At 62.1% G+C, this 20,767-nt stretch carries 15 protein-coding genes and 6 tRNA genes; 9 read left to right on the top strand and 12 right to left on the bottom strand.

What is annotated here, in order from left to right; translation table 11 throughout:
* Positions 1-360: 360 nt before the first annotated feature.
* The gene (locus ACPQ6D_RS21460) at positions 361-1,704 is read right to left on the bottom strand and encodes a lactate racemase domain-containing protein (protein WP_423226395.1); all 1,344 of its coding nucleotides are present in this window, start codon (positions 1,702-1,704) and stop codon (positions 361-363) included.
* Positions 1,705-1,732: 28 nt separating this feature from the next.
* A complete protein-coding gene (locus tag ACPQ6D_RS21455) occupies positions 1,733-2,509 on the bottom strand; it encodes an alpha/beta hydrolase (RefSeq protein WP_423226394.1) in 777 nt (258 codons plus the stop codon).
* Between the two features lie 163 nt (positions 2,510-2,672).
* Between ACPQ6D_RS21455 and clpB the strand changes: the two genes are divergently transcribed.
* Positions 2,673-5,264, top strand: coding sequence for an ATP-dependent chaperone ClpB (gene clpB, locus ACPQ6D_RS21450; RefSeq protein WP_423226393.1), 2,592 nt, complete (start codon positions 2,673-2,675; stop codon positions 5,262-5,264).
* A gap of 188 nt (positions 5,265-5,452) precedes the next feature.
* Here the strand turns inward: clpB and ACPQ6D_RS21445 are convergent, their stop codons facing one another.
* Positions 5,453-5,887: a type II toxin-antitoxin system HicB family antitoxin gene (locus ACPQ6D_RS21445; RefSeq protein ID WP_423226392.1), complete on the bottom strand. Its 435-nt coding sequence runs from the start codon at positions 5,885-5,887 to the stop codon at positions 5,453-5,455.
* 351 nt (positions 5,888-6,238) lie between these two features.
* On the opposite strand from ACPQ6D_RS21445, the gene tyrS reads away from it, so the two are divergent.
* From tyrS to ACPQ6D_RS21430, 3 genes are read left to right on the top strand one after another with little or no spacing between them, the layout of a single operon-like run.
* Entirely contained in the window at positions 6,239-7,474 is a 1,236-nt protein-coding gene (gene tyrS, locus ACPQ6D_RS21440) for a tyrosine--tRNA ligase (RefSeq protein WP_423226391.1), read from the top strand.
* Positions 7,475-7,523: 49 nt separating this feature from the next.
* Positions 7,524-7,880 carry a helix-turn-helix domain-containing protein gene (locus ACPQ6D_RS21435; RefSeq protein WP_423226390.1) on the top strand — a complete coding sequence of 119 codons (357 nt, stop codon included), beginning with the start codon at positions 7,524-7,526 and terminating at the stop codon, positions 7,878-7,880.
* Positions 7,881-7,885: 5 nt separating this feature from the next.
* On the top strand, positions 7,886-8,335 hold the full coding sequence (locus ACPQ6D_RS21430; protein ID WP_423226389.1) for a PIN domain-containing protein: 450 nt from the start codon (positions 7,886-7,888) through the stop codon (positions 8,333-8,335).
* A 33-nt stretch (positions 8,336-8,368) separates the two neighbouring features.
* On the opposite strand, the gene mutS is transcribed toward ACPQ6D_RS21430, so the two are convergent.
* On the bottom strand, positions 8,369-10,963 hold the full coding sequence (gene mutS, locus ACPQ6D_RS21425) for a DNA mismatch repair protein MutS (protein WP_423226388.1): 2,595 nt from the start codon (positions 10,961-10,963) through the stop codon (positions 8,369-8,371).
* Between the two features lie 163 nt (positions 10,964-11,126).
* Here mutS and ACPQ6D_RS21420 point away from each other — a divergent pair, with 163 nt between their 5' ends.
* The 5 genes from ACPQ6D_RS21420 (at position 11,127) to ACPQ6D_RS21400 (ending at position 17,086) form a co-directional block, all read left to right on the top strand.
* On the top strand, positions 11,127-12,197 hold the full coding sequence (locus ACPQ6D_RS21420; RefSeq protein WP_423226387.1) for a hypothetical protein: 1,071 nt from the start codon (positions 11,127-11,129) through the stop codon (positions 12,195-12,197).
* A gap of 180 nt (positions 12,198-12,377) precedes the next feature.
* Complete coding sequence (locus ACPQ6D_RS21415; RefSeq protein WP_423226386.1) at positions 12,378-13,256, top strand: PrsW family intramembrane metalloprotease; 879 nt, start codon at positions 12,378-12,380, stop codon at positions 13,254-13,256.
* 12 nt (positions 13,257-13,268) lie between these two features.
* Entirely contained in the window at positions 13,269-13,862 is a 594-nt protein-coding gene (locus ACPQ6D_RS21410) for a hypothetical protein (protein ID WP_423226385.1), read from the top strand.
* A gap of 24 nt (positions 13,863-13,886) precedes the next feature.
* Positions 13,887-15,728 carry a S1C family serine protease gene (locus tag ACPQ6D_RS21405; protein WP_423226384.1) on the top strand — a complete coding sequence of 614 codons (1,842 nt, stop codon included), beginning with the start codon at positions 13,887-13,889 and terminating at the stop codon, positions 15,726-15,728.
* Positions 15,729-15,811: 83 nt separating this feature from the next.
* The gene (locus ACPQ6D_RS21400) at positions 15,812-17,086 is read left to right on the top strand and encodes a hypothetical protein (protein ID WP_423226383.1); all 1,275 of its coding nucleotides are present in this window, start codon (positions 15,812-15,814) and stop codon (positions 17,084-17,086) included.
* Between the two features lie 221 nt (positions 17,087-17,307).
* Here ACPQ6D_RS21400 and ACPQ6D_RS21395 read toward each other — a convergent pair whose 3' ends face one another.
* The 8 genes from ACPQ6D_RS21395 to ACPQ6D_RS21360 form a co-directional block, all read right to left on the bottom strand.
* The gene (locus ACPQ6D_RS21395) at positions 17,308-17,814 is read right to left on the bottom strand and encodes an HNH endonuclease (RefSeq protein ID WP_423226382.1); all 507 of its coding nucleotides are present in this window, start codon (positions 17,812-17,814) and stop codon (positions 17,308-17,310) included.
* 122 nt (positions 17,815-17,936) lie between these two features.
* A tRNA-His gene (locus ACPQ6D_RS21390) sits at positions 17,937-18,009 on the bottom strand.
* A gap of 87 nt (positions 18,010-18,096) precedes the next feature.
* Positions 18,097-18,167, bottom strand: a tRNA-Gln gene (locus ACPQ6D_RS21385).
* Between the two features lie 21 nt (positions 18,168-18,188).
* A tRNA-Phe gene (locus ACPQ6D_RS21380) sits at positions 18,189-18,261 on the bottom strand.
* Between the two features lie 38 nt (positions 18,262-18,299).
* A tRNA-Gly gene (locus ACPQ6D_RS21375) sits at positions 18,300-18,371 on the bottom strand.
* A 17-nt stretch (positions 18,372-18,388) separates the two neighbouring features.
* Positions 18,389-18,460 (bottom strand) — tRNA-Gly (locus tag ACPQ6D_RS21370).
* Positions 18,461-18,504: 44 nt separating this feature from the next.
* A tRNA-Ala gene (locus ACPQ6D_RS21365) sits at positions 18,505-18,576 on the bottom strand.
* A 151-nt stretch (positions 18,577-18,727) separates the two neighbouring features.
* Positions 18,728-20,545 (bottom strand): adenylyl cyclase, encoded by a 1,818-nt coding sequence (locus ACPQ6D_RS21360; RefSeq protein ID WP_423226381.1) that lies wholly within the window; start codon positions 20,543-20,545, stop codon positions 18,728-18,730.
* Positions 20,546-20,767: the final 222 nt, after the last annotated feature.

Raw genomic sequence — 20,767 nt, 5'->3', positions numbered from 1 at the left:
CCTCTGCGTAGGTCACATCTCTGGTGTGACAACGCCCGTGATGCGACGACGTCGTCCGGCCAGGAGGCCGAACCTACCGGGTGACAATGCCCGTTGTGCGATCACGCTCTTCTCCGTAGGTCCCACCTCCGGTGTGACAACGCCCGCCCTGCGATCACGTCGTCCGGCCAGGAGGCCGGACCTACCGGGTGACAATGCCCGTTGTGCGATCACGCCCTTCTCCGCAGGTCACATCTCCGATGTGACAACGCCCGCCCTGCGACCACGTCGTCCGGCCAGGAGGCCGGACCTACCGGGTGACAACGCCCGCGCTGCGATCACATCGTCCGGCCAGGGGACCGAACCTGGGAGAATCCGCGATTAGCCCAGCGTCAGCACCGTGGTCAGCGCATGCGGGACAAGCGCCACGCGCAGGCTGTGTCCGGCTTGATCGGCTGCCCAGGTCAACGCGTCTTCGATGCTGGCCGCCGTGCGCACGTGGCAGGCCGCCAGCGCCGATGGGGTTTCACAACCGACGACCACGAGCCGAAAACGCTCCAGCAGTTGGGCCAGCATGAACGCGCGCTGCGCGCCAGGGGGAAAGCCGTGGGCGCGCATCTCTGCTAAGAGCAGCGCGGGCCGATCGGCGCCCGCGCGCATGAGATCGGCAAAGCGCTGCTCCCCTGCGCCTGCGCCGATGCCCTCTGGGCAAGGGGCAGGCAGGATAACGACGCCTCCCACCGCCAGCGCCGGTCGTTCGACCAATCCCACGTAGGTGGCCGCGCGGCTGGCTTGATAGAAGTTCTGATCTTTGGGGAAACCGACGCCTGCGATGATCACATCGTACGGGTGCGCCGCATGCACCACGCTGGCCGCCTGCGCCGCCACGGCCAGGTGATCGTGCACCGCATCGGGTGCGCCTGCCGCAACGGCCAGCGCCCGCCCTTCTCCATCCAGCACCACGTTCAGCACAAACTGCAGGCGCGCCCGCCGGCCGGCTTCGCGCACCGCGGCCTGAAACGGATTGCCCTGCAGATTCCCCAGGCGCGCACCGGGCTGGTCGAGCATGGCCGGGCCGTGCGTGAAGGCAATCGTTGGCTCCCCGGCGATGCCCACACCTACGATCTTGCTGCCGCCGCTGAACCCGGCGTACTGATGGGGTTCCACCACACCCGTGGCAAGCAGCAGATCGGCGGCTGCCGCCACGCGATTGATCGTCAGCGGAATGCCATGCTCCGTTTGCCCCAGGCTGACCACGTCCTGCTGCGCGTCATGATCCACGACGCGGCAGCGAGCCACGATGTCCGCGCCCAGCTTGGCGATTTTCTCAGCCGGCGTGCTGGCGCGATGGAGGCCGGTGGCGCACAGCAGGGTGATGTTGGCATCGGGGACGCCGGCCGCGGACTTCGGCGAGCTCAGTCGAGCCGCCAGCTCAGCCAGCAGCGCCGGGACCAGCACCTCATCGGGACAGGCGCGGGTGGCATCGGTAAAGACCAGGCACACCTGCACGTCTGGCTGCGCCAGGTCACGCAGACGCGGAGCGCCCAGGGGATGAGCCAGGGCCTGCGTTACGGCCGCAGGTAAGTCCTCCAGCGGCGGGAACGCGGGCGCCGCGATCACGTCGAGGCTGGCAACCGCGGGCGGCAGGGAGAAAGTCAGGCGGCCCCGGCCAAAGGGCGCCTGGTAACTCTTGCCCACGCCGCCGGATTCTTCATCTCTCTCCATCCCCATCTTCAATCTGCCAATCTGCTGGTCACGCCGCCAACTGCGCCTGGAAATGGGCCACCGAGCGCTGAATCACCTCCTGCTCCCACCAGGTGCGCGAAAATGTATGATCTGCGCCTTCGATCCACACCAGGGTGCAGCGCTCGCCAAGCGCTTCTTTGTACATCTCCCCATTGTATGGCGGCACGGTCTGATCAGCCGTGCCGTGGATGACCAGGACAGGGCCGCTGTGCCCACGCGCCTCATCCACAGGGCGCACGCGCATGACATCGGCAATCATGCCCTGACCCACAATCAAGCCGCCAATGTCCAGCCCTGTCTCTACGGGCGTCGGCGCAAAACCGCTGCCGCTCCCACCCCCCGCCTGGCTGAAAACCCGCGCCGGATCGCCGACCGGCGCCCATAACACCAACGCCGACACATCCTGCGCGCGGCCGGCCAGGCACGCGGCCACCGCGCCGCCGACGCTGATGCCGCAGACACCGACGCGGGCTGCGTCAACCGCGGGGTGGGCCTGCAGCCAGGCGCGTGCGGTCAGGCCATCGCTGATCTCGCCTTCGATGGTGACCTGGCTGAAATCGCCCTCGCTTTCACCGGAGCCGCGGAAATCGAAGCGCAGGGCGACGAAGCCAGCCGCCATCAACGCCCGTGCGGCCTTGACGAGTAAGAAGTGGTGCTCGTTGCGATCGGCCGTGAAGCCGTGAAAGAGCAGCACCGCGGGAAATGGGCCAGGACCGGACGGAATATGAATCATTCCGAACAGCGTTTGCCCCTGGTTTTGGAAAGAAATCGGTTGTTCTGGCATGTTTTTCTCCTGGCTGAAGCCTGGGTGAATTTTAGCGCAGGCTCTAGCGCAGCGCCAATGCTGCGTCAACGTTTTTCTAACACACGCGGCGTATACTCACGCGCAGGAACGCGATTCATTCATAATAACCACGCGCCAGGCGGGCGCGTGCACAGGAGGAACGATGAGATTAGACAAATTGACGCAAAAGGCCCAAGAGGCCGTTTTAGAAGCGCAGACGCTGGCGCAAGAGCACAATCATGCGCAGGTGCAGCCAGAGCACCTGCTCCTGGCCCTGCTGCGGCAGGACGAAGGAGTGGTGCAGGAAGTCGTGCAGCAGGCAGGCCTCGACCCGCTGACGCTGTCGCGGCAGCTTGAGGCAGAGCTGGCGCGCTGGCCCAAAGCCTACGGCAGCAACGTGCAGGCCACTATCAGCGCGGCGCTGACGCGCGTGCTGCAGGACGCCCAAAATGAAGCCAACGCGATGCGCGATGACTATGTCAGCGCCGAACACCTGCTGTTGGCCCTGGCTGGCGACAACGGCGGCGGCGCGCAGAAAGCGCTGGCGCGGCTGGGGCTGAACCGCGACCGTCTCTTGCAAGCGTTGACTGCCATTCGCGGCAGCCAGCGCGTCACCAGCCAGAACCCGGAAGCCACCTACAAGGCGCTCGACAAGTACGGCCGCGATCTGACGCAGATGGCGCGGCAAGGCAAGCTCGATCCGGTCATTGGCCGCGATGAAGAGATTCGGCGCACGATCCAGATTCTGAGCCGCCGCACCAAGAATAACCCGGTCCTGATTGGCGAACCGGGCGTTGGCAAGACCGCCATTGTCGAAGGCTTGGCCGGCCGCATCGTGCGCGAGGACGTGCCGGCCGGTTTGAAAGACAAGCGCGTCGTGGCGCTGGACATGGGCAGCCTGATTGCCGGGGCCAAGTATCGCGGGGAGTTCGAGGAACGCCTCAAGGCGGTGCTCAAGGAAGTAACCGAGGCGCAAGGTCAAGTCATCCTGTTCATTGACGAGCTGCACACGGTCGTCGGCGCGGGCGCGGCCGAGGGTGCCATGGATGCCAGCAACATGCTCAAGCCGATGCTCGCGCGCGGCGAGCTGCACGCCATCGGCGCCACGACGCTCGATGAGTACCGTAAGCATATCGAAAAAGACCCGGCGCTGGAGCGCCGCTTCCAGCCGGTGCTGGTGGACGAACCGAGCGTCGCTGACACGATTTCGATCCTGCGCGGTCTCAAGGAGCGTTACGAGGTGCACCACAATGTGCGCATCACCGATGCGGCCGTGATTGCCGCCGCTACCCTGTCGCACCGCTACATCAGCGACCGTTTCTTACCTGACAAGGCGATTGACTTGATTGACGAAGCGGCGAGCCGGCTGCGCATGGAAATCACGTCCAATCCGGCCGAGTTGGATGAGATCAAGCGCCGCGTCATGCAGATGGAGATCGAGCGCGAGGCGCTGAAGAAGGAGTCGGACGAAGCCAGCAAGGCGCGGCTGACCACGATCGAGCGCGATCTGGCCAATCTGCGGGAAACCGAGCGCGGCCTGGAAGCGCGCCTGGTGCGTGAGCGTGAAGTGATTCAGCGTCGCGCCAGCCTCAAGGAAGAAATGGAGCAGACGCGGCTGGAGATCGAGCAGGCGCAGCGCCGGGCAGACTACGGCCGCGCGTCGGAGCTGCAGTACGGGCAGTTGAGCGGCCAGGAGCGGCAGCTGGCCGAGATCGAGGCGCAGCTGCAGGAGATGCAGGCGCGCGGGATGCTGCTCAAGGAGGAAGTGGGCGCGGAGGAAATCGCCGCCGTGGTCTCCACTTGGACGCACATTCCGGTCAGCAAGCTGCTGGAGGGCGAGGTTGCCAAGTTGATGCAGATGGAAAGCCGTTTGCACCAACAGGTGGTGGGCCAGGACGCGGCCGTCACCGCCGTGGCGAACGCGGTGCGCCGCGCACGCGCGGGCCTGCAAGACCCCAATCGGCCCATCGGCAGTTTCATCTTCTTGGGGCCAACCGGCGTGGGCAAGACCGAGCTGGCGCGAGCGCTGGCTGGCTTCTTGTTCGATGATGAAAATAACCTGGTGCGCATTGACATGAGCGAGTACCAGGAGCGCCACACCGTCAGCCGCCTGATCGGCGCGCCGCCTGGTTACGTGGGTTACGATGAGGGCGGGCAGTTGACGGAGGCGGTGCGGCGTAAGCCCTACAGCGTGGTGCTCTTCGACGAGATCGAGAAGGCGCATCGTGAGGTTTTCAACGCGCTGCTGCAAGTGCTGGACGACGGCCGCTTGACCGACGGTAAGGGGCGCACCGTGGACTTCAAGAATACCGTGGTCATCATGACGTCGAACATCGGCAGCCACTTCATCAATGACCCGGCCCTGGGCGATGAGGCCAAGCGGGAACGGGCGCTGCAGGCGCTGCGCCAGGAGTTCCCGCCGGAGTTCCTGAATCGGGTGGACGACATCATCGTCTTCCATTCGTTGACGCGCGCCGACCTGGTGCACATCGTCGAGATTCAGTTACGCCGGCTGCAGGCGCTGCTGGCTGAACATGGGCTGGCGTTGACGCTCAGCGACCGCGCGAAAGGCTACCTGGCCGATATCGGCTTCGACCCGACCTACGGCGCACGGCCGCTCAAGCGAGCCATCCAGACCGAGGTGCAGAATCCGCTGGCGATGGCCCTGCTGGAAGGGCGCTTCAAGGCCGGCCAGACGATTGCGGCCGATTATCGCGACGGCGCGATCGTGTTTGCAGGTGCAAGAGACTGTTGACAGGCTCACGCTGAGAGACAGAGCTCACACTGAGACACAGAGACACAAAGGAAGACACTTTTCGATGCCATTTTTTGCTTCTCTCTGTGTTCTCTGTGTCTTGGTGTGAGATGAGTTTGAGCTTTTCAAACAGTTTCTGAAAGAACGATACGACGGTTGTTTGTGGCGGTGCGCTGGGTCAGCTGGCTCTATGTCGTTGCGTCGCCGCGCACCGCGCCAGGATGTTGATGGGATGCGATGTACTCAAGAGCGGCTTCCGCAATGAGACCTGAACGTGTTTCGCCATGTTCTACCGCATATCTATCCATCAAAGTAAGAATGCGCTCCGGCAAGGTCACATTGATGCGATGGGTTCTGCCCGACAGTTTTGCCAGATCTATCGTTATAAAAGCCCACACCCCACCAGCATAATCCGGGTTATTTTGGTGATGTTCGATTGGCCGCGGCGTGGGGATCGGTTCACTATCCAACAACAACCCTTCCAGATGACACTCAATTGCTTCTACAACCTCATGCAGGGCTTCATCGAGCGTTTCACCCGCACTGAAGCAACCGGGGAGATCAGGCACGGTCACGCCATAGTCACTTTCTCGATCTTTATGCACAACCACTGAATAACGCATAGACTCTCACTTTTGCTCTGCCCAAGTCCAACCCGCTTGGCGATAGATATTACTACTCATGACCCAATGATACACATCGTACACACCCAGTCAACTTTCGGAAAATGACCCGCGACAAGTTGTGCGACTATGACACGTGCATTATAATGGCGCCATTGGTGTGCGGCAGTTCCAAATTTGAACGACTTTCTTCTACCACATAGAACACAAAGAGCGCAAAGACGCTGCCAATCTGCGTCTATGCTGGCATTTCTTTGTGTTCTATGTGTTCCTTGTGGTCAAGTGTGTGCTTGATTTGGAAGCACTGCGCGGTGGCACCGGTTGTGGAAATTTTCAGTCTCGGCGGATGGTATGGCGACAAATTTGAGTATTGACGAACAAGTGGCGATTCTGATGCGTGGGGCCGATTTTGGCGACGCGCAAACCTACGCCAACATGGAAAAAGAATTACGCGCGCGGCTGCTGGAGTCGCAGCAGAACGGACGGCCGCTCAAGGTCTACCTGGGGGTGGACCCATCCGCGCCCGACATCCACCTGGGGCACTCGGTGCCCATGCGCAAACTGCGTCAATTCCAGGAGTTGGGCCATGAGTGCACCTTTCTGATCGGCAACTTCACCAGCCTGATCGGCGATGCGTCTGATAAGGAAGGGGTGCGCAAACAGCTCACGCCGGAACAGGTGGCCGCCAACGCCGCCACCTACACCGCCCAGGCCTTCAAGATTCTGGATCCGGAAAAAACCCACATCCGTTTCAATGCCGATTGGCTGGCGCCGTTGAGCTTTGCCGATGTCATCCGCCTGGCCGCCAACTTTACGGTGCAGCAGTTCCTGGCGCGTGATAATTTTGCCAAACGTTTTGCCAACGGCGACGCCATTTGGCTGCATGAGTTCTTGTACGCCCTGATGCAGGGTTATGACGCGCTCGCGCTGCAGACCGATGTGCAAATCGGCGGCACGGAACAGCTCTTCAACCTGATGGCCGGGCGTAAGCTGGCCGAAGGGTTCAATCAGCGCCCGCAAATTGCCATCACCCTGCCGATTTTAGTAGGCACTGACGGCCATCTGCGCATGAGCAAATCCACCGGCAATGCCATCGGCATCAACGAGCCGCCCGCGCAGATGTACGGCAAGGTGATGTCCATCCCGGACGTCGCCATGAGCAACTTCATGAACCTGGTCACGCGCTGGACGCCAGCCCAGATCAAGCAGCTCGAGGATGATCTGGCGGCGGGCGCGGCCCATCCGCGCGATGTGAAGATGAAACTGGCCTTCGAGATCGTCGAAATCTTCCACGGCACGGACGCAGCCCAGCAGGCGGAAGCGCATTTCCGCACCGTTTTCCAGGCGCGTGAGACGCCGGAGGACATGCCTGAATTTGCCATGACCGGACCGCTGGCCTTGCTTGACCTGCTGCAGGCCGCCGGTCTGATTGCCAGCCGCGGCGAAGGGCGCCGCCTCCTTGAGCAAGGCGGGATCAAGCTGGACGGCCAGCGCCTGGAGCAGATCGAAACCGTGATTGACGTGAGCGCCGGCGGCAGTCGCATCCTCCAGGTCGGCCGGCGGCATTTTGTCAGACTGGTCGGTTGAACCAATCTTGCGGCATTATCCGCCAGAAAGTACCTGATGGAGGATGACTATGAACGCAGCTCAATGGTCGGACCTACCGCTGGTGCTCACATCAGAGCAGGCGGCCGGCGTGCTCCAGATTGACCGCCGAACCCTTACAAACATGCTAAATCATGGCGCGCTACGCGGGGTGAAGATCGGAAAGAAATGGCGCGTGAGCCGAACCGAAATGATGCGGTTTGTCGAAGGCAACGGCGCGAAGATAACTCCACTCGCTGCGTCCCTCGGACCAGAAGCAGTCGCTACACTGGTGAGCAAAGATGGTTTACTCGTGGTAAGAGCCGAGCTGCTTTCTGATTTGGCTGAGGTCGTCAAGCAAGAGCGCGAGCAGCGGATAACTGAGTTGATGCAGCAGGTGGGCCTGTGAGAATCATGTTCGACACCTCGGTATTGGTCGCAGCCGTCGTCGAAGGACATGCGGCTCACGCGGCAGCCTTTCACCGGCTGCAGCGTGTTAAGGATGGGGTGGATAGCGGAGTCGTTGCCGCTCACTCCCTTGCAGAGACATATTCAATCCTGACTCGGCTTCCGATCCGGCCAATCATCACGCCCGACATGGCGCGGGAGATCATCACGGTGAATATCGTGGATCGGTGCGAAGTGATTGCCTTGTCTGCTGCTGACTATGTAACCCTGCTCCGTCATCTGGCCAGCCTCAAGATCGCTGGGGGTGCAATCTATGACGCCTTGTTGCTGCACGTGGCCTCGCTATCAGGGGTTGATCAGGTACTGACTCTTAATGCGAAGGATTTCCGCCGGGTATATCCGGCATTGACAGGCAAAATTATCTCGCTGATAGAGGAGATGGTTGACATTTCCTGAAGAAGCGAGGTTGGCCTATGCACTATCGGTTTTTTACTCCTGGCGCGCGCGCTGCTGCAGCTCGAACAGCACATTGAGCGCGGCCAGGGGCGAGAGGCCGTTGACATCCAGTTTCTTGAGGTCTTCGACAATTGGGTGGCTGGTGACAAAGAGACCCAACTGCCGCGGCCCGGTTGCCATGCCCAACTTGCGCGGCCCGGCCGCGCCTTTCGCTTCCAGGTCGGCCAGAATCTCGTCGGCGCGGGCAATGACCGTGCGCGGCAAGCCGGCCAGTTCGGCCACGTGCACCCCGTAAGAACGATCAGCCTTGCCCGGCACGATCTTGTGCAAAAAGACGACGCGACCGCCCTCTTCGGCCACTGCCAGGCTGAAATTGACCACGTGCGGCAAGCGCAGAGCCAGGTCGGTCAGCTCGTGGTAGTGGGTGGCAAACAGCGTCTTCGCCCGCAGCCGCGGGTGATTGTGAATGTGCTCCACGATGGCCCACGCAATCGCCATGCCATCATAGGTGCTGGTGCCGCGGCCGATCTCGTCCAGGATGAGAAGCGAGCGGCTGCTGGCATGATTCAGGATGTTTGCGGCTTCGACCATTTCCACCATGAAGGTAGATTGCCCGCGCGCGATGTCGTCCGCGGCGCCGACGCGGGTGAAGACGCGATCTACCACCCCGATGTGTGCGGCATCGGCCGGCACGAAAGACCCGATGTGCGCCATCAGGGTAATGAGCGCCACCTGGCGTAAGAAGACGCTCTTGCCGGCCATGTTCGGGCCGGTGAGGATGATGATGGCTTGCTCTGGGTGCAGGCTGACATCGTTGGGAACGAACGGCTCCTCGCGCTGCGTCAACTCCACCACCGGGTGACGCCCAGCCTTGATCTCGATCGCCCCGTCGTCCGCCAGTTCAGGGCGCACATAGCGATTGCGCGCGGCCACTTCTGCCAGCGCCGCGTACACATCAAGTTCGGCCAATGCCTGCGCCAGGGCCAGCAGGCGCCCGGCCTGCGCCGCCACCTGGTCAAGGACCGTGCGATAGACCTGCTGTTCCAGCTCCAATTGGCGCTCGTCCGCGTGCAGGATGACAGACTCCATCTCCTTGAGCTTGGGCGTGATGTAACGTTCCGCATTCACCAGCGTTTGCTTGCGCATGTAGTCAGCCGGCGCCAGGTGTGCGTTTGCCGTGGACACCTCCAGATAGTAGCCAAACACCTTGTTATAGCCAACCTTCAACGAGCGGATGCCGGTGCGCGCGCGTTCGGTTCCCTCCAGGTTGGCAACCCAAGTTTTGGCATCTTTGGAGGCTGCCACCACGGCGTCAATCTCCGCGCTGAAGCCAGGACGGATGATGCCCACGTGCTGCAATGTGGCGGGCGGCTCTTCAACAATCGCCTGGCTGAGCAGGCTTTCGACGTCCGCGCAGGGGTCAAGCCGGGCTTCGAGCGCCGCAAACAGCGCGGCGGCATCGGCGGCCGGGCGCATCTGGCCGGTGATGCGCCGCGCCTCGTTGACCTTCGTCAACGCCTGGCGAATGCCCAGCAGGTCACGCGGCAGGGCGATGCGCTGCACCACGCGGTTGACCCAGCGTTCCAGGTCGCCAAAGCCCTTGAGCAGCGCCAGCAGCTCGGCGCGGACCAGTCCATGCTGCTGAAACGCGGCCACCGCGCCCAGGCGAGCGTCGAGCTGCGCCAGGTCGAGCAGCGGTTGGCCCAAACGCCGGCGCAGCAAGCGCGCGCCCATCGGCGTGCGCGTGTCATCGAGCACGGCCAGCAGCGTGTGACGATTGTCGCTGCCGCGGATGGACTCCGTCAGTTCCAGGTTGCGGCGCGTCGCCTCGTCGAGCACCATGAACTCAGTGAGGCTGTATGTAAATAGTGAAGTCAACTGCGCCAGCGCCGACGGCTGCATCTCGCGCAGGTATTGCAGCAGCGCGCCCGCCGCGCTGATTGCCAGCGGCTTCGATTCGCAGCCGAAGCCGGCCAGGGTGTGGACGCGAAAATGATCGAGCAGCGCGCGCTGTGCGGTTGCCAGTTCGAAGCGCCAGGGCGGCAGGCGCGTCAACGCACCCGCGGCCAGGCTGGCTTCGCCTGGCAGCACCGCCGCATCTTCGACGGTCAGCAGTTCGGCCGGCTGTAAGCGCGCCAATTCCTCATGCACTCGTTGGGCGACATCCGCGCCGCTGAACTCCGTCGTCGCGAATTCGCCGGTCGTAATGTCCGCGTAGGCCACGCCAGCCCGATCTTCCTGGCGTACCACAGCTGCCAGGTAATTGTTGCGTTTCTCCGGCAGCATCCCCGGCTCCACCACGGTGCCCGCGCTGACGATGCGATTGACCAGGCGCGGCACCAGGCCGTCCACCGGCGTTTCGCCCTGCTGTTCGGCAATGGCGACCTTGTAGCCGGCCTGAATCAAGCGCGCCACGTAGCCTTCCACGCTGTGCCAGGGTACGCCGGCCAGGGGCACGCGCAGATCATTGCCCACCGGCCGCGAGGTCAAAACCACATCGCAGACCGAGGCCACGATCTTGGCGTCGTCGTCGAAGGTTTCGTAAAAATCACCCAGGCGAAAGAAGAGAATCGTGTCTTTGAACTGGCGTTTCAGCTCCAGATACTGTCGTCGCATGGGTGTCGTCATGGCGTTCTCCGTACAGGTATGAATGGCTGCGGCTGCGCGGCCATTCTACCACAAGGCGCCGTTGTGCGTGAAGTTGGCGCCTCGTCCGGTCGAACGCGAAATCGGCGCCGGACGCAGCGTTATGCCGGTGCAGTGGAGGATGACGGCCGGAGGATGACAGGCAATGGAACCACCCCACGAAACTTTGAATGAAGCAGAGGCGCGTTTTCGAGACGGCGACTATGCCGGCGCCGGCGCGATCTTTCATCGCGCGTGGGATGCGGGCAATCCACAGGCCGGTGTGCGCTACGCCTGCTGTTTGCGCCTGGCCGGGTTTCCCCGGCTGGCGCTGCGAGTTTGTCGCCAATTGGCCCAACAAGCGCCTACGGACCTAGCGATACGCGCCGAACTGGCCTGGAACTTGTTCGACCTGCACCTGCGACCGCTGGCGGCGCGGCGTGATCTGGCGGCCATGCAGCACACCGCGTCTGAAATCTTGGCGATCGGCGCAGGGCCGGCCATCGTCGAGACTGTGCTGGCGGTGATGGAGGCCGCGGCAGCCTGCGGCGACTGGGCGGCCGTGGAAGCCTGGGGTGAACGCCTACGCCCGGCGGAGCTCGATGACCGCCCACCGCCGCCCGACAACCAGCCTGGCGCGGCCACAGACGCGCCTCGCCTGCGCTGGTATCGGTTGAAAGCACGCGCCTTGCTGATGCTCAATCAATGGTCGCGGGCGCGCCGTCTCGCCCTGGAGGCGCAAGCGATCTACCCCCAGCGCTCCACCTTCCCACGTTTGGCTGCGCAGGCCCTGGCCGGGCAAGGCAATCTGCTGGATGCGCGCGTCGAAGTGCAGGCGCTGTGTGCGCGCTGGCCGTTCGATTGGAGCCTGTGCATGGACCAGGCGCGGCTGGCGCAGCAGCTAGGCTATGGGGAAGAAGCAGCCCGTCTGGCCTGCCGAGCGGCCTTGCTGCCCGGCGAAGAGAGCCAGAAGACCGCCTTGTTTGCCCTCCTGGCCGACATCTGCGCTTCCCAGGGTGAGTTCTTCCTGGCGGCGTGTCATGTCGCGCTGGCGCGCAGTTGGCACACGCGCCAGCAACATGCCTACCCGGCCGGCCTCAAGAAGCTGGAAGGGCGCCTGCGCGCGGCGCTGGCGAGCGCGGGCCAATCCTTTCCCGATGTCACCTTGGAAGGCATTCCCACGCTACGCCAACGCTGCTTCAACTACTGGCAAGCTACCGCCAAAATAGACAACTAGCAACCTTTGCGCTATACTTTAGTTCATTCATCTGCGCCAAGCCCATTGAATCAAATTTTAACTCAGAGGGGATCCCCCGTTGTGCGCCTAGTTGAGGCAGCTATGCCCGCACACGTCTTGGGTGTATGCCAGATTTGAATAAGATTTCTGCAAAGGACTCTTGACGAAGGAGGAGTAGACATGACCGAATCCCTACTGTCCAAGTTGACTCATGAACGTCGCGGCCTGTGGGTCGCCAGCGTGCTTGAGATCATCGGCTTATTAGCCTTCGTAGGCATCATGGCGCTTGTGGCGCGCCTGGTGCCTGCCAACGGACTTCAAGGTACAGCCCTCATCGGCATTGGTCTCGTCATGGCGGCGGTGCCGGCTGTGATTTGGCTGATATTTTTCTATCAGCAAGACTATGCCGAGCCAGAACCCAAACGCTACATCATTGCTGTCTTCTTGCTGGGCATCCTGGTGGCCAACGCCGTTGCCGTTCCCGTACTGGAACGCTTGTTCCGTGTGCAGGACTGGCTCTACACCAACGCCACGGTGCAGATCATCGGGTCCATCCTGGTGATCGGCCTTATCCAGGAATTCTGCAAATACCTGGCTGTCCGTTACTCGGTCTACCGGGCGCCTGAGTTTGATGAGCGCACCGATGGCATCATCTACGCCACAGCCGCGGGCCTCGGCTTCGCCACGATGCTCAATTTCAACTACATCCTGAGCAACGGCGGCGTTGACCTGGGCGTTGGCGCGATTCGCATCGTCGAAACCACACTGGCTCATGCCAGTTTCGCTGGCGTGATGGGCTACTTCCTGGGCCAGGCGCGCTTCGAACGCACGCCCGTCTACTATCTGCCTGTGGGCCTGCTGCTGGCGGCCACGCTGAACGGCCTGTTTTTCTTCGCGCTCGATCGCGTCACTGCCAACGGTTTGGTTTACACGCCGATCAACGGCTTGCTGCTGGCGGCCGGGGTCGCGGTGGTTACCCTGGGTGTCGTCTTCTTGTTGATTCGCCGAGCCAACCGCGAGACGCAGGCGCTGCTCGGCGCCAATTCGGCGGCAGCCTGAAGGAGGTCACGCATGTCAACCAATGTCAAGATGGCCGGACCAACACCGGCTGAATTCGCCCGCAATGATTGGGCGCTAGTCATAACTGCGTTGATTGCCCTGCTGGTTGGGTTGGTTCTACGCGTGGTCATTACCACGCAGACCAACACCTATGCGATTCCTGGCGGGGCCGCGGTCGTCTATCCAGCCAATTGGGTGGCCGACACGACCACCGGTGAAAACCTGTTCAGCGCCTCCAACCCACGCTCTGGCTCTACGTTTGCGACGCACATGGCGCTGCTGAGCGCGCCCCTCGCTGCAAACAGCACATTATCCGATGCGGCGATCCAATGGACGCTCGATTTGACCAACGAGCGCCAGCATTTCCGCAGCATTTCCTCTGAGGCGGTGCGCGTGGCAGGAACTGATGGCGTCCGCATCACCTATGCCTATGTTGCGGATGCGGGCGGCAGCAGCCTGTCTCAACTACCCGTGGTGGTTCAGACGACTGACACCCTCGTGCTGGTGAACGGCCAGGTCTACGCGCTGCGTTACGAGGCGGATGCCACCGTATACAAAGACGATCTGGGGACATACGAACGAGCGCTGGCCGCGCTGAAGTTCTAACAGGAAGAACGGGGGATTCAGACGATGATGAATCAAAAGATGAAGGTCGTTTCACGCCTTGCGCTCGTCCTGGTCATCCTATTGACCAGCCTGTTGGTGGCTGCCGTGCAGCCGCAGCCGGCTCAGGCGGTTGGACGCAACGAACTGCAGCGAGCGCTTATGGGAACAGTCCGTGTGGCTGTGGCGCTGGATGGGAAAAACGGTTACTCGACCGGATCCGGCACGGTGGTGTCCGACAAGGGTTACGTGGTCACCAACTTCCATGTGGTGGGCGACACGAAGACGGGACGCTTCTACAACTCGCAGCGTGTGGCCGCCTTGGCGATCAATCAGGCAAATCTGCGCGGCATGCCCAACTGGACCTACACCGCACGCATTGTGCAGGCCGATCCCAACCTCGATGTGGCGATTCTCAAGGTGGTTGGCTTGGTGGACAATGAGAAAGCGGCCCTGCCTGCGAACCTCGGCCTGACCGTGGTGCCGATTGGCAACTCGGACGATGTTCAAATCGGCGACGAGGTCAGCGTGCTCGGCTTTCCCGGCATCGGCGGCGATACCGTCACCTTCACCCAGGGCCGCATTTCGGGCTTCCTGGATGAAAACACCGATGGCGAGAGCGAATGGTTCAAGACCGACGCAGAAGTCAACCACGGCAACTCCGGCGGTCTGGCGATCAACGATGCAGGCGAGATGGTTGGCATTCCCACCGCCGGCGTCTCCGACCGTGAAGACATCGGCAAGATCAGCCTGATTCGGCCGGTCAAGCTGGTGCTGCCTTTGATTCAAGCCGCGCTCAAAGATGTTGGCGGCAGCAGCAATGGCGTCGCACCCGCGCCGTCGTCAGGCCCACGCATCAGCAGCGTCAAGTTTGCCACGGCGATTGACCGCAGCGGCACGCCACTCAGCCCCGGAACCCGTTTCGACGCAGGGGCCACCAGCGTCTATGCCACGTATAACTTTGCCGATTTCCGCAAGGGGACGCAGTTGGTATACGCCTGGTACCTGGACGGCAAGGAAGCGGTCAAAGATACGATCGTGGCCAAGACCGCCGGCTCTGGCAATGACTGGCTGAGCATCGCCAACAATTCCAAAGCGCTGCCCAATGGCAAGTACGACTTGACCATGCAGGTGGACGGCAAGGAACAGTTCCGCGGTTCGTTCGTCATTGGCGGGGCAGCCCAGGGCACAACGGGCGGCGCCCAATGGGGCGCCATCACCTTTGCGCAGGGCGTGGATAAGAACGACAAACCCGTCAAGCCTGGCGCGCAGTTCCCCAGCGGCATCCAAGAGGCGTACGCGTTCTGGGATTTCAGCGGCACACCGGATGGCGCGGAGTGGACACGCGTGTGGTACCTGGATGACCAGGAAGTGATGCGCGAGGTGGACAATTGGAGCCAAGGCGCCAGCGGCAGTACGTGGGTCAGCATTTACAGCAAGTCCGCGCTGCCCGATGGCACCTACCGGTTGGAACTCTACTTAGGCAACGCACTCGTGCAGAAAGGCAGCTTCGCCATTGGCGAGGGCAGCGTGACCGCGCCTGTCAACACCGATGAAGGCGTACAGATTTATGGCGTCATCGCCGACGCCGATACTGGGCGCGGCATTGCGGGCGCCATCTTCGTGGCGCTGCAGCCCGGTGTCACCGTCGCAGAGTGGTCCAAGGACTTCTCCCAGGACAAGATTTATGCCTTTGGCACTGCGGACGCCAGCGGAAACTATCAACTCGATAAGCCGCTGCCGCGTGGTCAGTCCTACAGCATGGCGATCCTGGCCAAGAACTATCGGTCTGTGACTGATGATGGCATCGAGATCACGGCGGACATGGAAAGCCCGCGCGAGGTCAACATCAGCCTGCGCAAGCGCTAAACGTAGAATCTGATCGTTCGCACGACCGGCCGCGTCAACGCAGTGTCACTGACACCGACGGCCGGTCGTGCTTCTTTTTCACCATGAGTCGTCAACGAAAACAGTCAGCCGGTGCGCGCCGCGCGCGCCTGCGCGCCCTCATTCTCCTCTGCTTCAGCCTGTTGACTTTACGCGCCAGCTTTGTGCGCAGCGATTGGGCCTTTGACCTGGCCGCAGACAGTATCGCCGCGCCGCATGCCTTTGCCCTGGCGGGTTGGGAAGTAGACACCATTATGTCCAAAGTGCGCGATACCGTGCGTTCACCGCTGCAGGGGATGGACGACGCCAGCCAGGCTGCCCTGGTGCGCGCCTACTTCGCCAATAATGAGCACATTCGCAGCGTGGAACGCGAGATCACGGCGGCGCTCAGCCAACAGGCCGCGCCGGGGGCCGACGTGTCCGCGCTCAACGCCGAGATCGCCAGCCTGCGTCGGCAGCAGTCCTACTGGCGTCCGATCGCCGAGGCGGCGATTGAGCGTCAGGTTGGTGCGGCGCTCATCAACGAACATCTGCTGACCGCGGGCATGCTGTGGCCGCCGGTGCGCTTCAGCTTCACCGAACCGCCGCTGTACCTGGTCGTCTCGCCGCGCAGCCAGATCACCCGCCGCTATGGCGCGTACTTGCAGCCAGACACGCCGCTCACCGTGTGGAACGACCTGGAAGATGATGTTGAGAGACAAGGCGAGGTGCGCGCCTTGATCGAAGGCATTGGCGGTTTTTCCACCTGGCCGACGATGGTGCTGAACGATGCGCCGTTGGACTGGGTGCTCAGCACAGTGGCGCATGAGTGGATGCACACCTACCTGGTTTTTCATCCGCTGGGCTGGCATTACTTCGACAACGGCGAACTGACCACGATCAACGAAACGGTGGCCTCGATCGTGGGCGATGAAATCGGCGCGCAGGTCCTCGCGCGCTTCTACGCGCAGCCGCCAGCCGCGCCCGCGCCAGTCGAACCAGGCCCGCCTGCGCGCACGCCCGAGCCCGCGCCATTCAACTTCGGGGGGGAAATGCGCAGCACGCGTTTGGCCGTGGATGCGCTGCTGGCGGCCGGTCAAGTCAGCGCCGCCGAAGCCTTCATGGAAGCCCGACGTCAGAGGTTCGTGGCCGCGGGCTACGATGTACGCAAGCTCAACCAGGCCTACTTCGCCTTTCATGGCAGTTACGCGACTGGTGTGGGCGCAGTAGACCCCATCGGGCCAAAGCTGCAGCAGCTGCGCCAGCAATCCTCATCCCTGGCAGACTTTGTGCGGACCGTACAGCAATTTGCCAGCCTGGACGATCTCGAGGCCAGTCTGCGCGACCGGACGCCAAAATGATTTTTTGACAAATCCCAAGCCGTATGCGATAATGACCGCACGCTGGTATCCACACCAGCCCCACCTCTCGCTATCCCATTCCGAGGAGGTGATGCTTCATGAGTGAACGTAGTAAACGCGGCACCGTAGCATCGCCTCGGGGTAACCTGTAGACGCTACGGTGCCAAAAAGAAAGGCTCTCCTTCACCGGAGAGCCTTTCGCTTTGTACGGCGCACCGCACTCAGTACAAATACTTTTGCCAGGCGTTGTGCTGGTTCGGGCCATACTCGTTGAGCAGGGTCAGCGCAATATAGCGCGGGCGCCGCGGCACAGACAACAGCGCGTAGCCAGCTTCATCGGGCGTGCGATTTCCCTTGCGTTGATTGCACGCGCGGCAGGCGGCAACGACATTTTCCCATGCCGTTTCACCCCCGCGGCTGCGTGGAATGACATGATCCAGCGTCAGCTCGCTGCGACTGAACTGACAGCCGCAATACTGACAGGTGTAGCGGTCGCGCGCAATGATGGTGCGGCGTGACAGCGGCAGCGGCATGTGCCGCGGGATGCGCACGTAAGTGATCAGGCGAATGACCACCGGAACGCGAAATAGTCGTCGTTCGGCGCGCAAATAAGCTTCTGCTGCCTCGATCAATTCCGCCTTTTCCTTGAGCAGCAAAATGATGGCGCGTTTGACCGACACCACACTCAGCGGCTCATAGCTGGCATTGAGGACTAATACATTGCCCATCGGCGCACCTCGCCTGAACCGGTTCGTTCTTGCGCAAGCCAGGAACCGAACGAACCGTACACAATAAAAAAAGCCCGCAATTCGCGTTTGTCCACGAATTTGGGCTTTCAACCACTCAGGTGGGTGACCAGTGGGGCTTGAACCCACAGCCTCCTGGGCCACAACCAGGTGCTCCGCCAATTGAGCTATGGCCACCATGCACACGCCGAGCTTACCCGTTGCGGCCTAGAGCCAGGTGAGGCCAGTGATGTGCCTGGCTCACCGGCTCCTGACGCTTGCAGGCTCGGGGACGAGGACTCGAACCTCGATACAGGGATCCAAAGTCCCTTGTCCTGCCATTAGACGATCCCCGATTTCACGATGGGTAAACTGAGTGCCGAGGCCCAGACTTGAACTGGGGACACCGTCATTTTCAGTGACGTGCTCTACCAACTGAGCTACCTCGGCTGAGCGGCAAGCCCGTATGCTTGCCGAAGATCACACAGAGCGGGCGATGGGATTCGAACCCACGACTCTCTCCTTGGCAAGGAGATGCTCTACCACTGAGCCACGCCCGCATGAATGTGCGATACAGAGCGGGCGATGGGATTCGAACCCACGACTCTCTCCTTGGCAAGGAGATGCTCTACCACTGAGCCACGCCCGCATATTTGATCTTTGCCGTTGGCTGCACCGCCGGCTATTTTAAGGTGGACCCGGTCGGATTCGAACCGACGATCCCCTCCTTGCAAAGGAGGTGCCTTCCCGCTAGGCCACGGGCCCGGGTTAACGCAGGAGGGCCGACGCACAGAAGACTCGCTCACCTCTGCTTCTTCCAGAACCCGATCTGCTGCGTGCTATTGTACTCAACTTTGGGCTTGACGGCAAATTTCCGATGGCCTACAGAAGCTGCTTGAACCGATCCTCCATGGCCTCAAGGGTAGCTGACAATGTTCGTGATCTGGTTGGTGGAATTTACGGCTGCGCCCGTGTCATTGACGACATGGTCAATGCCGCCGTAGCCGTTGAGAAAAACGGTCAGAATATCGTGCAGCTTGACCTCGCTCGTGTTCGGGCCCTCGAACGCGCGCGTGGCGTGGATATCGGCGCCGCGGTTGAAATAGCAGTAGCTCCCCATGCCCCACGCCTCGTGGGTGGTGACGGTGTCGGCCACCTTGTAGGCGGCGTAGCCGTTGACGCCGTCGTGCGACCAGGCGGCCTGGTCCGGCGGATCATAGGGCGTCTCGTTCTGGAAGAAGATGGTGCGGCCGTGCTCACCGTTCCAGATGAGCTGGTGTTTCTGGTAATGCTCGACAAACAGCGCGTAGGCGGTCACGTGATCGCCGTTGATAATAACGCCGGTATCCGCGGTGTTGGCGGTCCAGCCCACGCCGCGGCCGTGGTCCGCGCGCCAGGCCCAGAGGTGGTCCAGAATGACATAATCGTTGTTCACAATCAGGCTCGTCGTGGCCTTGCCAGGGGTTGCCCCGCCGATGCGGAAGTAGACATCGTGCAGTGACGTTGGGTTGGCGGGATCACCCTGGTGGGCATGCGGCGTGCCCACCTGCAGCAGCACCGGCGAGTTGACGGGGCCTGCGTCAACGATCAGTCCGGCGAGCTTGACCCCCGCCACATCAGCCACCTGTATCGCGACGATGCCATTCTCGGGCACAAGCGTCGCCAGGCCTAGTCCCAGCACGACCGTATCGGCGCGCTGGACCTCGATGGTAGCATCCAGGTGGTAGATGCCGGGGGTAAAGATCAGGTGCTGACCGGACGCCAGCGCTGCATTGATCGCGTGCGCGCTGTCGGTAGGCCGGGCGATGAAGAAGAGCTCGATCGGGAGCGACGTCCCGGTGGTTGGCCCGTTGGCCCAGGTCGTGCCGACGGACTGATGGCGCAGCGCCGGGACGAAGACATAATAGCGGCCGGAGGAATCAACAGACAGAAACGGCTTTTCGCGCGTGACCGGGCTGACGTCCAGGGTTGTATAGGGCTGTGGATCGCGCGGCGTGGTGGAGAACGATTGCCGCGGTGCGCCTACGACGCCGGCAAAGACCTGGTTCCAGGCGCCGTTGGACCAGCCAGCGATCTGGCTGTCGCGCACAAAGTACTGCTGCTGCACGCCGTTACTGACGAAGCCGACCTGCGAATCGGCGATGAAGCCTCCGCTGGCGTACTGGGGGCCGGCTGTACAGTGATCCTGGAGCAAGAGGTCGCCGCCCGTGATATGGACGCGGCGCAGCGGAGCGGCCTGTGAGGCGGCCCAAAAGTTGCCTGCGGCGCGGCAGCCCGCGGCGCCCATGACGTGGATCGTCAGGTTGGACAGGGAGCGCCAGAAATTGGTGAGGGCGAGGCACCTGTCGGGAGCGTAACAGCGGTTATAGACATCCACGTGGCCGTTGATGACGACCTCAGTGGGTGATGCGCCCAGGCCGGCCACGTCCGTGTAGTAACCCACCTGGAAGACAAGTGGGTGCTCAGCGCTGCCGTAAACGCCGGGCTTGAACAGCACGGCATAGCGCCCGATCCCCATCTCGCTGTCCACTTGCTGCGCTGCGATGGCATCGAGCCGGGCCTGAATCTGACTTAGGGGCATGCTCGGGTCGAAGATGACCACCTGTAGGCCCAAGTCAGGGTCGCGGCGGAGAGTGGGCGCTGCGCCGGCGCTGGGCGTAGCGGTGGCAACATTCAGCGGTGTACTCGGCCTCCCGTGGGGAAGGCGCCTACCGTGGGGTTCAGATCGCCGCATCACGATTCTCCTTGTGGCATGGCAGGAAAGACTGGGCTTGACCAGCAAGGTCAGCTTGCTTGCGCATGCGCATGGTTTCCGCGCACACGACAGCACGTGAGCGCGGGACTGTGCTCTGCCATACGGATAGAGTCTGGGCCTGGGGATTACGGCGACGGTGTGGTGAGCAGTCGAGGGTATTATAGCATCCAGTGTGTGGAGCGTCAATGCGGTGGGTGCATT

It is taken from the genome of Candidatus Amarolinea aalborgensis (assembly GCF_900491745.1).
GTDB classification, from domain to species: Bacteria; Chloroflexota; Anaerolineae; order SSC4; family Amarolineaceae; genus Amarolinea; species Amarolinea aalborgensis.
Note: the sequence above shows the minus strand (reverse complement) of the source record. Positions and strands in the feature narration are given on the sequence as shown.

Excerpts from the sequence above, each read along its gene's own strand:
- ACPQ6D_RS21460 (WP_423226395.1), bottom strand. The coding sequence starts at position 1,704 with ATGGAGAGAGATGAAGAATCCGGCGGCGTGGGCAAGAGTTACCAGGCG.
- ACPQ6D_RS21455 (WP_423226394.1), bottom strand. The coding sequence starts at position 2,509 with ATGCCAGAACAACCGATTTCTTTCCAAAACCAGGGGCAAACGCTGTTC.
- clpB (WP_423226393.1), top strand. The coding sequence starts at position 2,673 with ATGAGATTAGACAAATTGACGCAAAAGGCCCAAGAGGCCGTTTTAGAA.
- ACPQ6D_RS21445 (WP_423226392.1), bottom strand. The coding sequence starts at position 5,887 with ATGCGTTATTCAGTGGTTGTGCATAAAGATCGAGAAAGTGACTATGGC.
- tyrS (WP_423226391.1), top strand. The coding sequence starts at position 6,239 with ATGGCGACAAATTTGAGTATTGACGAACAAGTGGCGATTCTGATGCGT.
- ACPQ6D_RS21435 (WP_423226390.1), top strand. The coding sequence starts at position 7,524 with ATGAACGCAGCTCAATGGTCGGACCTACCGCTGGTGCTCACATCAGAG.
- ACPQ6D_RS21430 (WP_423226389.1), top strand. The coding sequence starts at position 7,886 with ATGTTCGACACCTCGGTATTGGTCGCAGCCGTCGTCGAAGGACATGCG.
- mutS (WP_423226388.1), bottom strand. The coding sequence starts at position 10,963 with ATGACGACACCCATGCGACGACAGTATCTGGAGCTGAAACGCCAGTTC.
- ACPQ6D_RS21420 (WP_423226387.1), top strand. The coding sequence starts at position 11,127 with ATGGAACCACCCCACGAAACTTTGAATGAAGCAGAGGCGCGTTTTCGA.
- ACPQ6D_RS21415 (WP_423226386.1), top strand. The coding sequence starts at position 12,378 with ATGACCGAATCCCTACTGTCCAAGTTGACTCATGAACGTCGCGGCCTG.
- ACPQ6D_RS21410 (WP_423226385.1), top strand. The coding sequence starts at position 13,269 with ATGTCAACCAATGTCAAGATGGCCGGACCAACACCGGCTGAATTCGCC.
- ACPQ6D_RS21405 (WP_423226384.1), top strand. The coding sequence starts at position 13,887 with ATGATGAATCAAAAGATGAAGGTCGTTTCACGCCTTGCGCTCGTCCTG.
- ACPQ6D_RS21400 (WP_423226383.1), top strand. The coding sequence starts at position 15,812 with ATGAGTCGTCAACGAAAACAGTCAGCCGGTGCGCGCCGCGCGCGCCTG.
- ACPQ6D_RS21395 (WP_423226382.1), bottom strand. The coding sequence starts at position 17,814 with ATGGGCAATGTATTAGTCCTCAATGCCAGCTATGAGCCGCTGAGTGTG.
- ACPQ6D_RS21360 (WP_423226381.1), bottom strand. The coding sequence starts at position 20,545 with ATGCGGCGATCTGAACCCCACGGTAGGCGCCTTCCCCACGGGAGGCCG.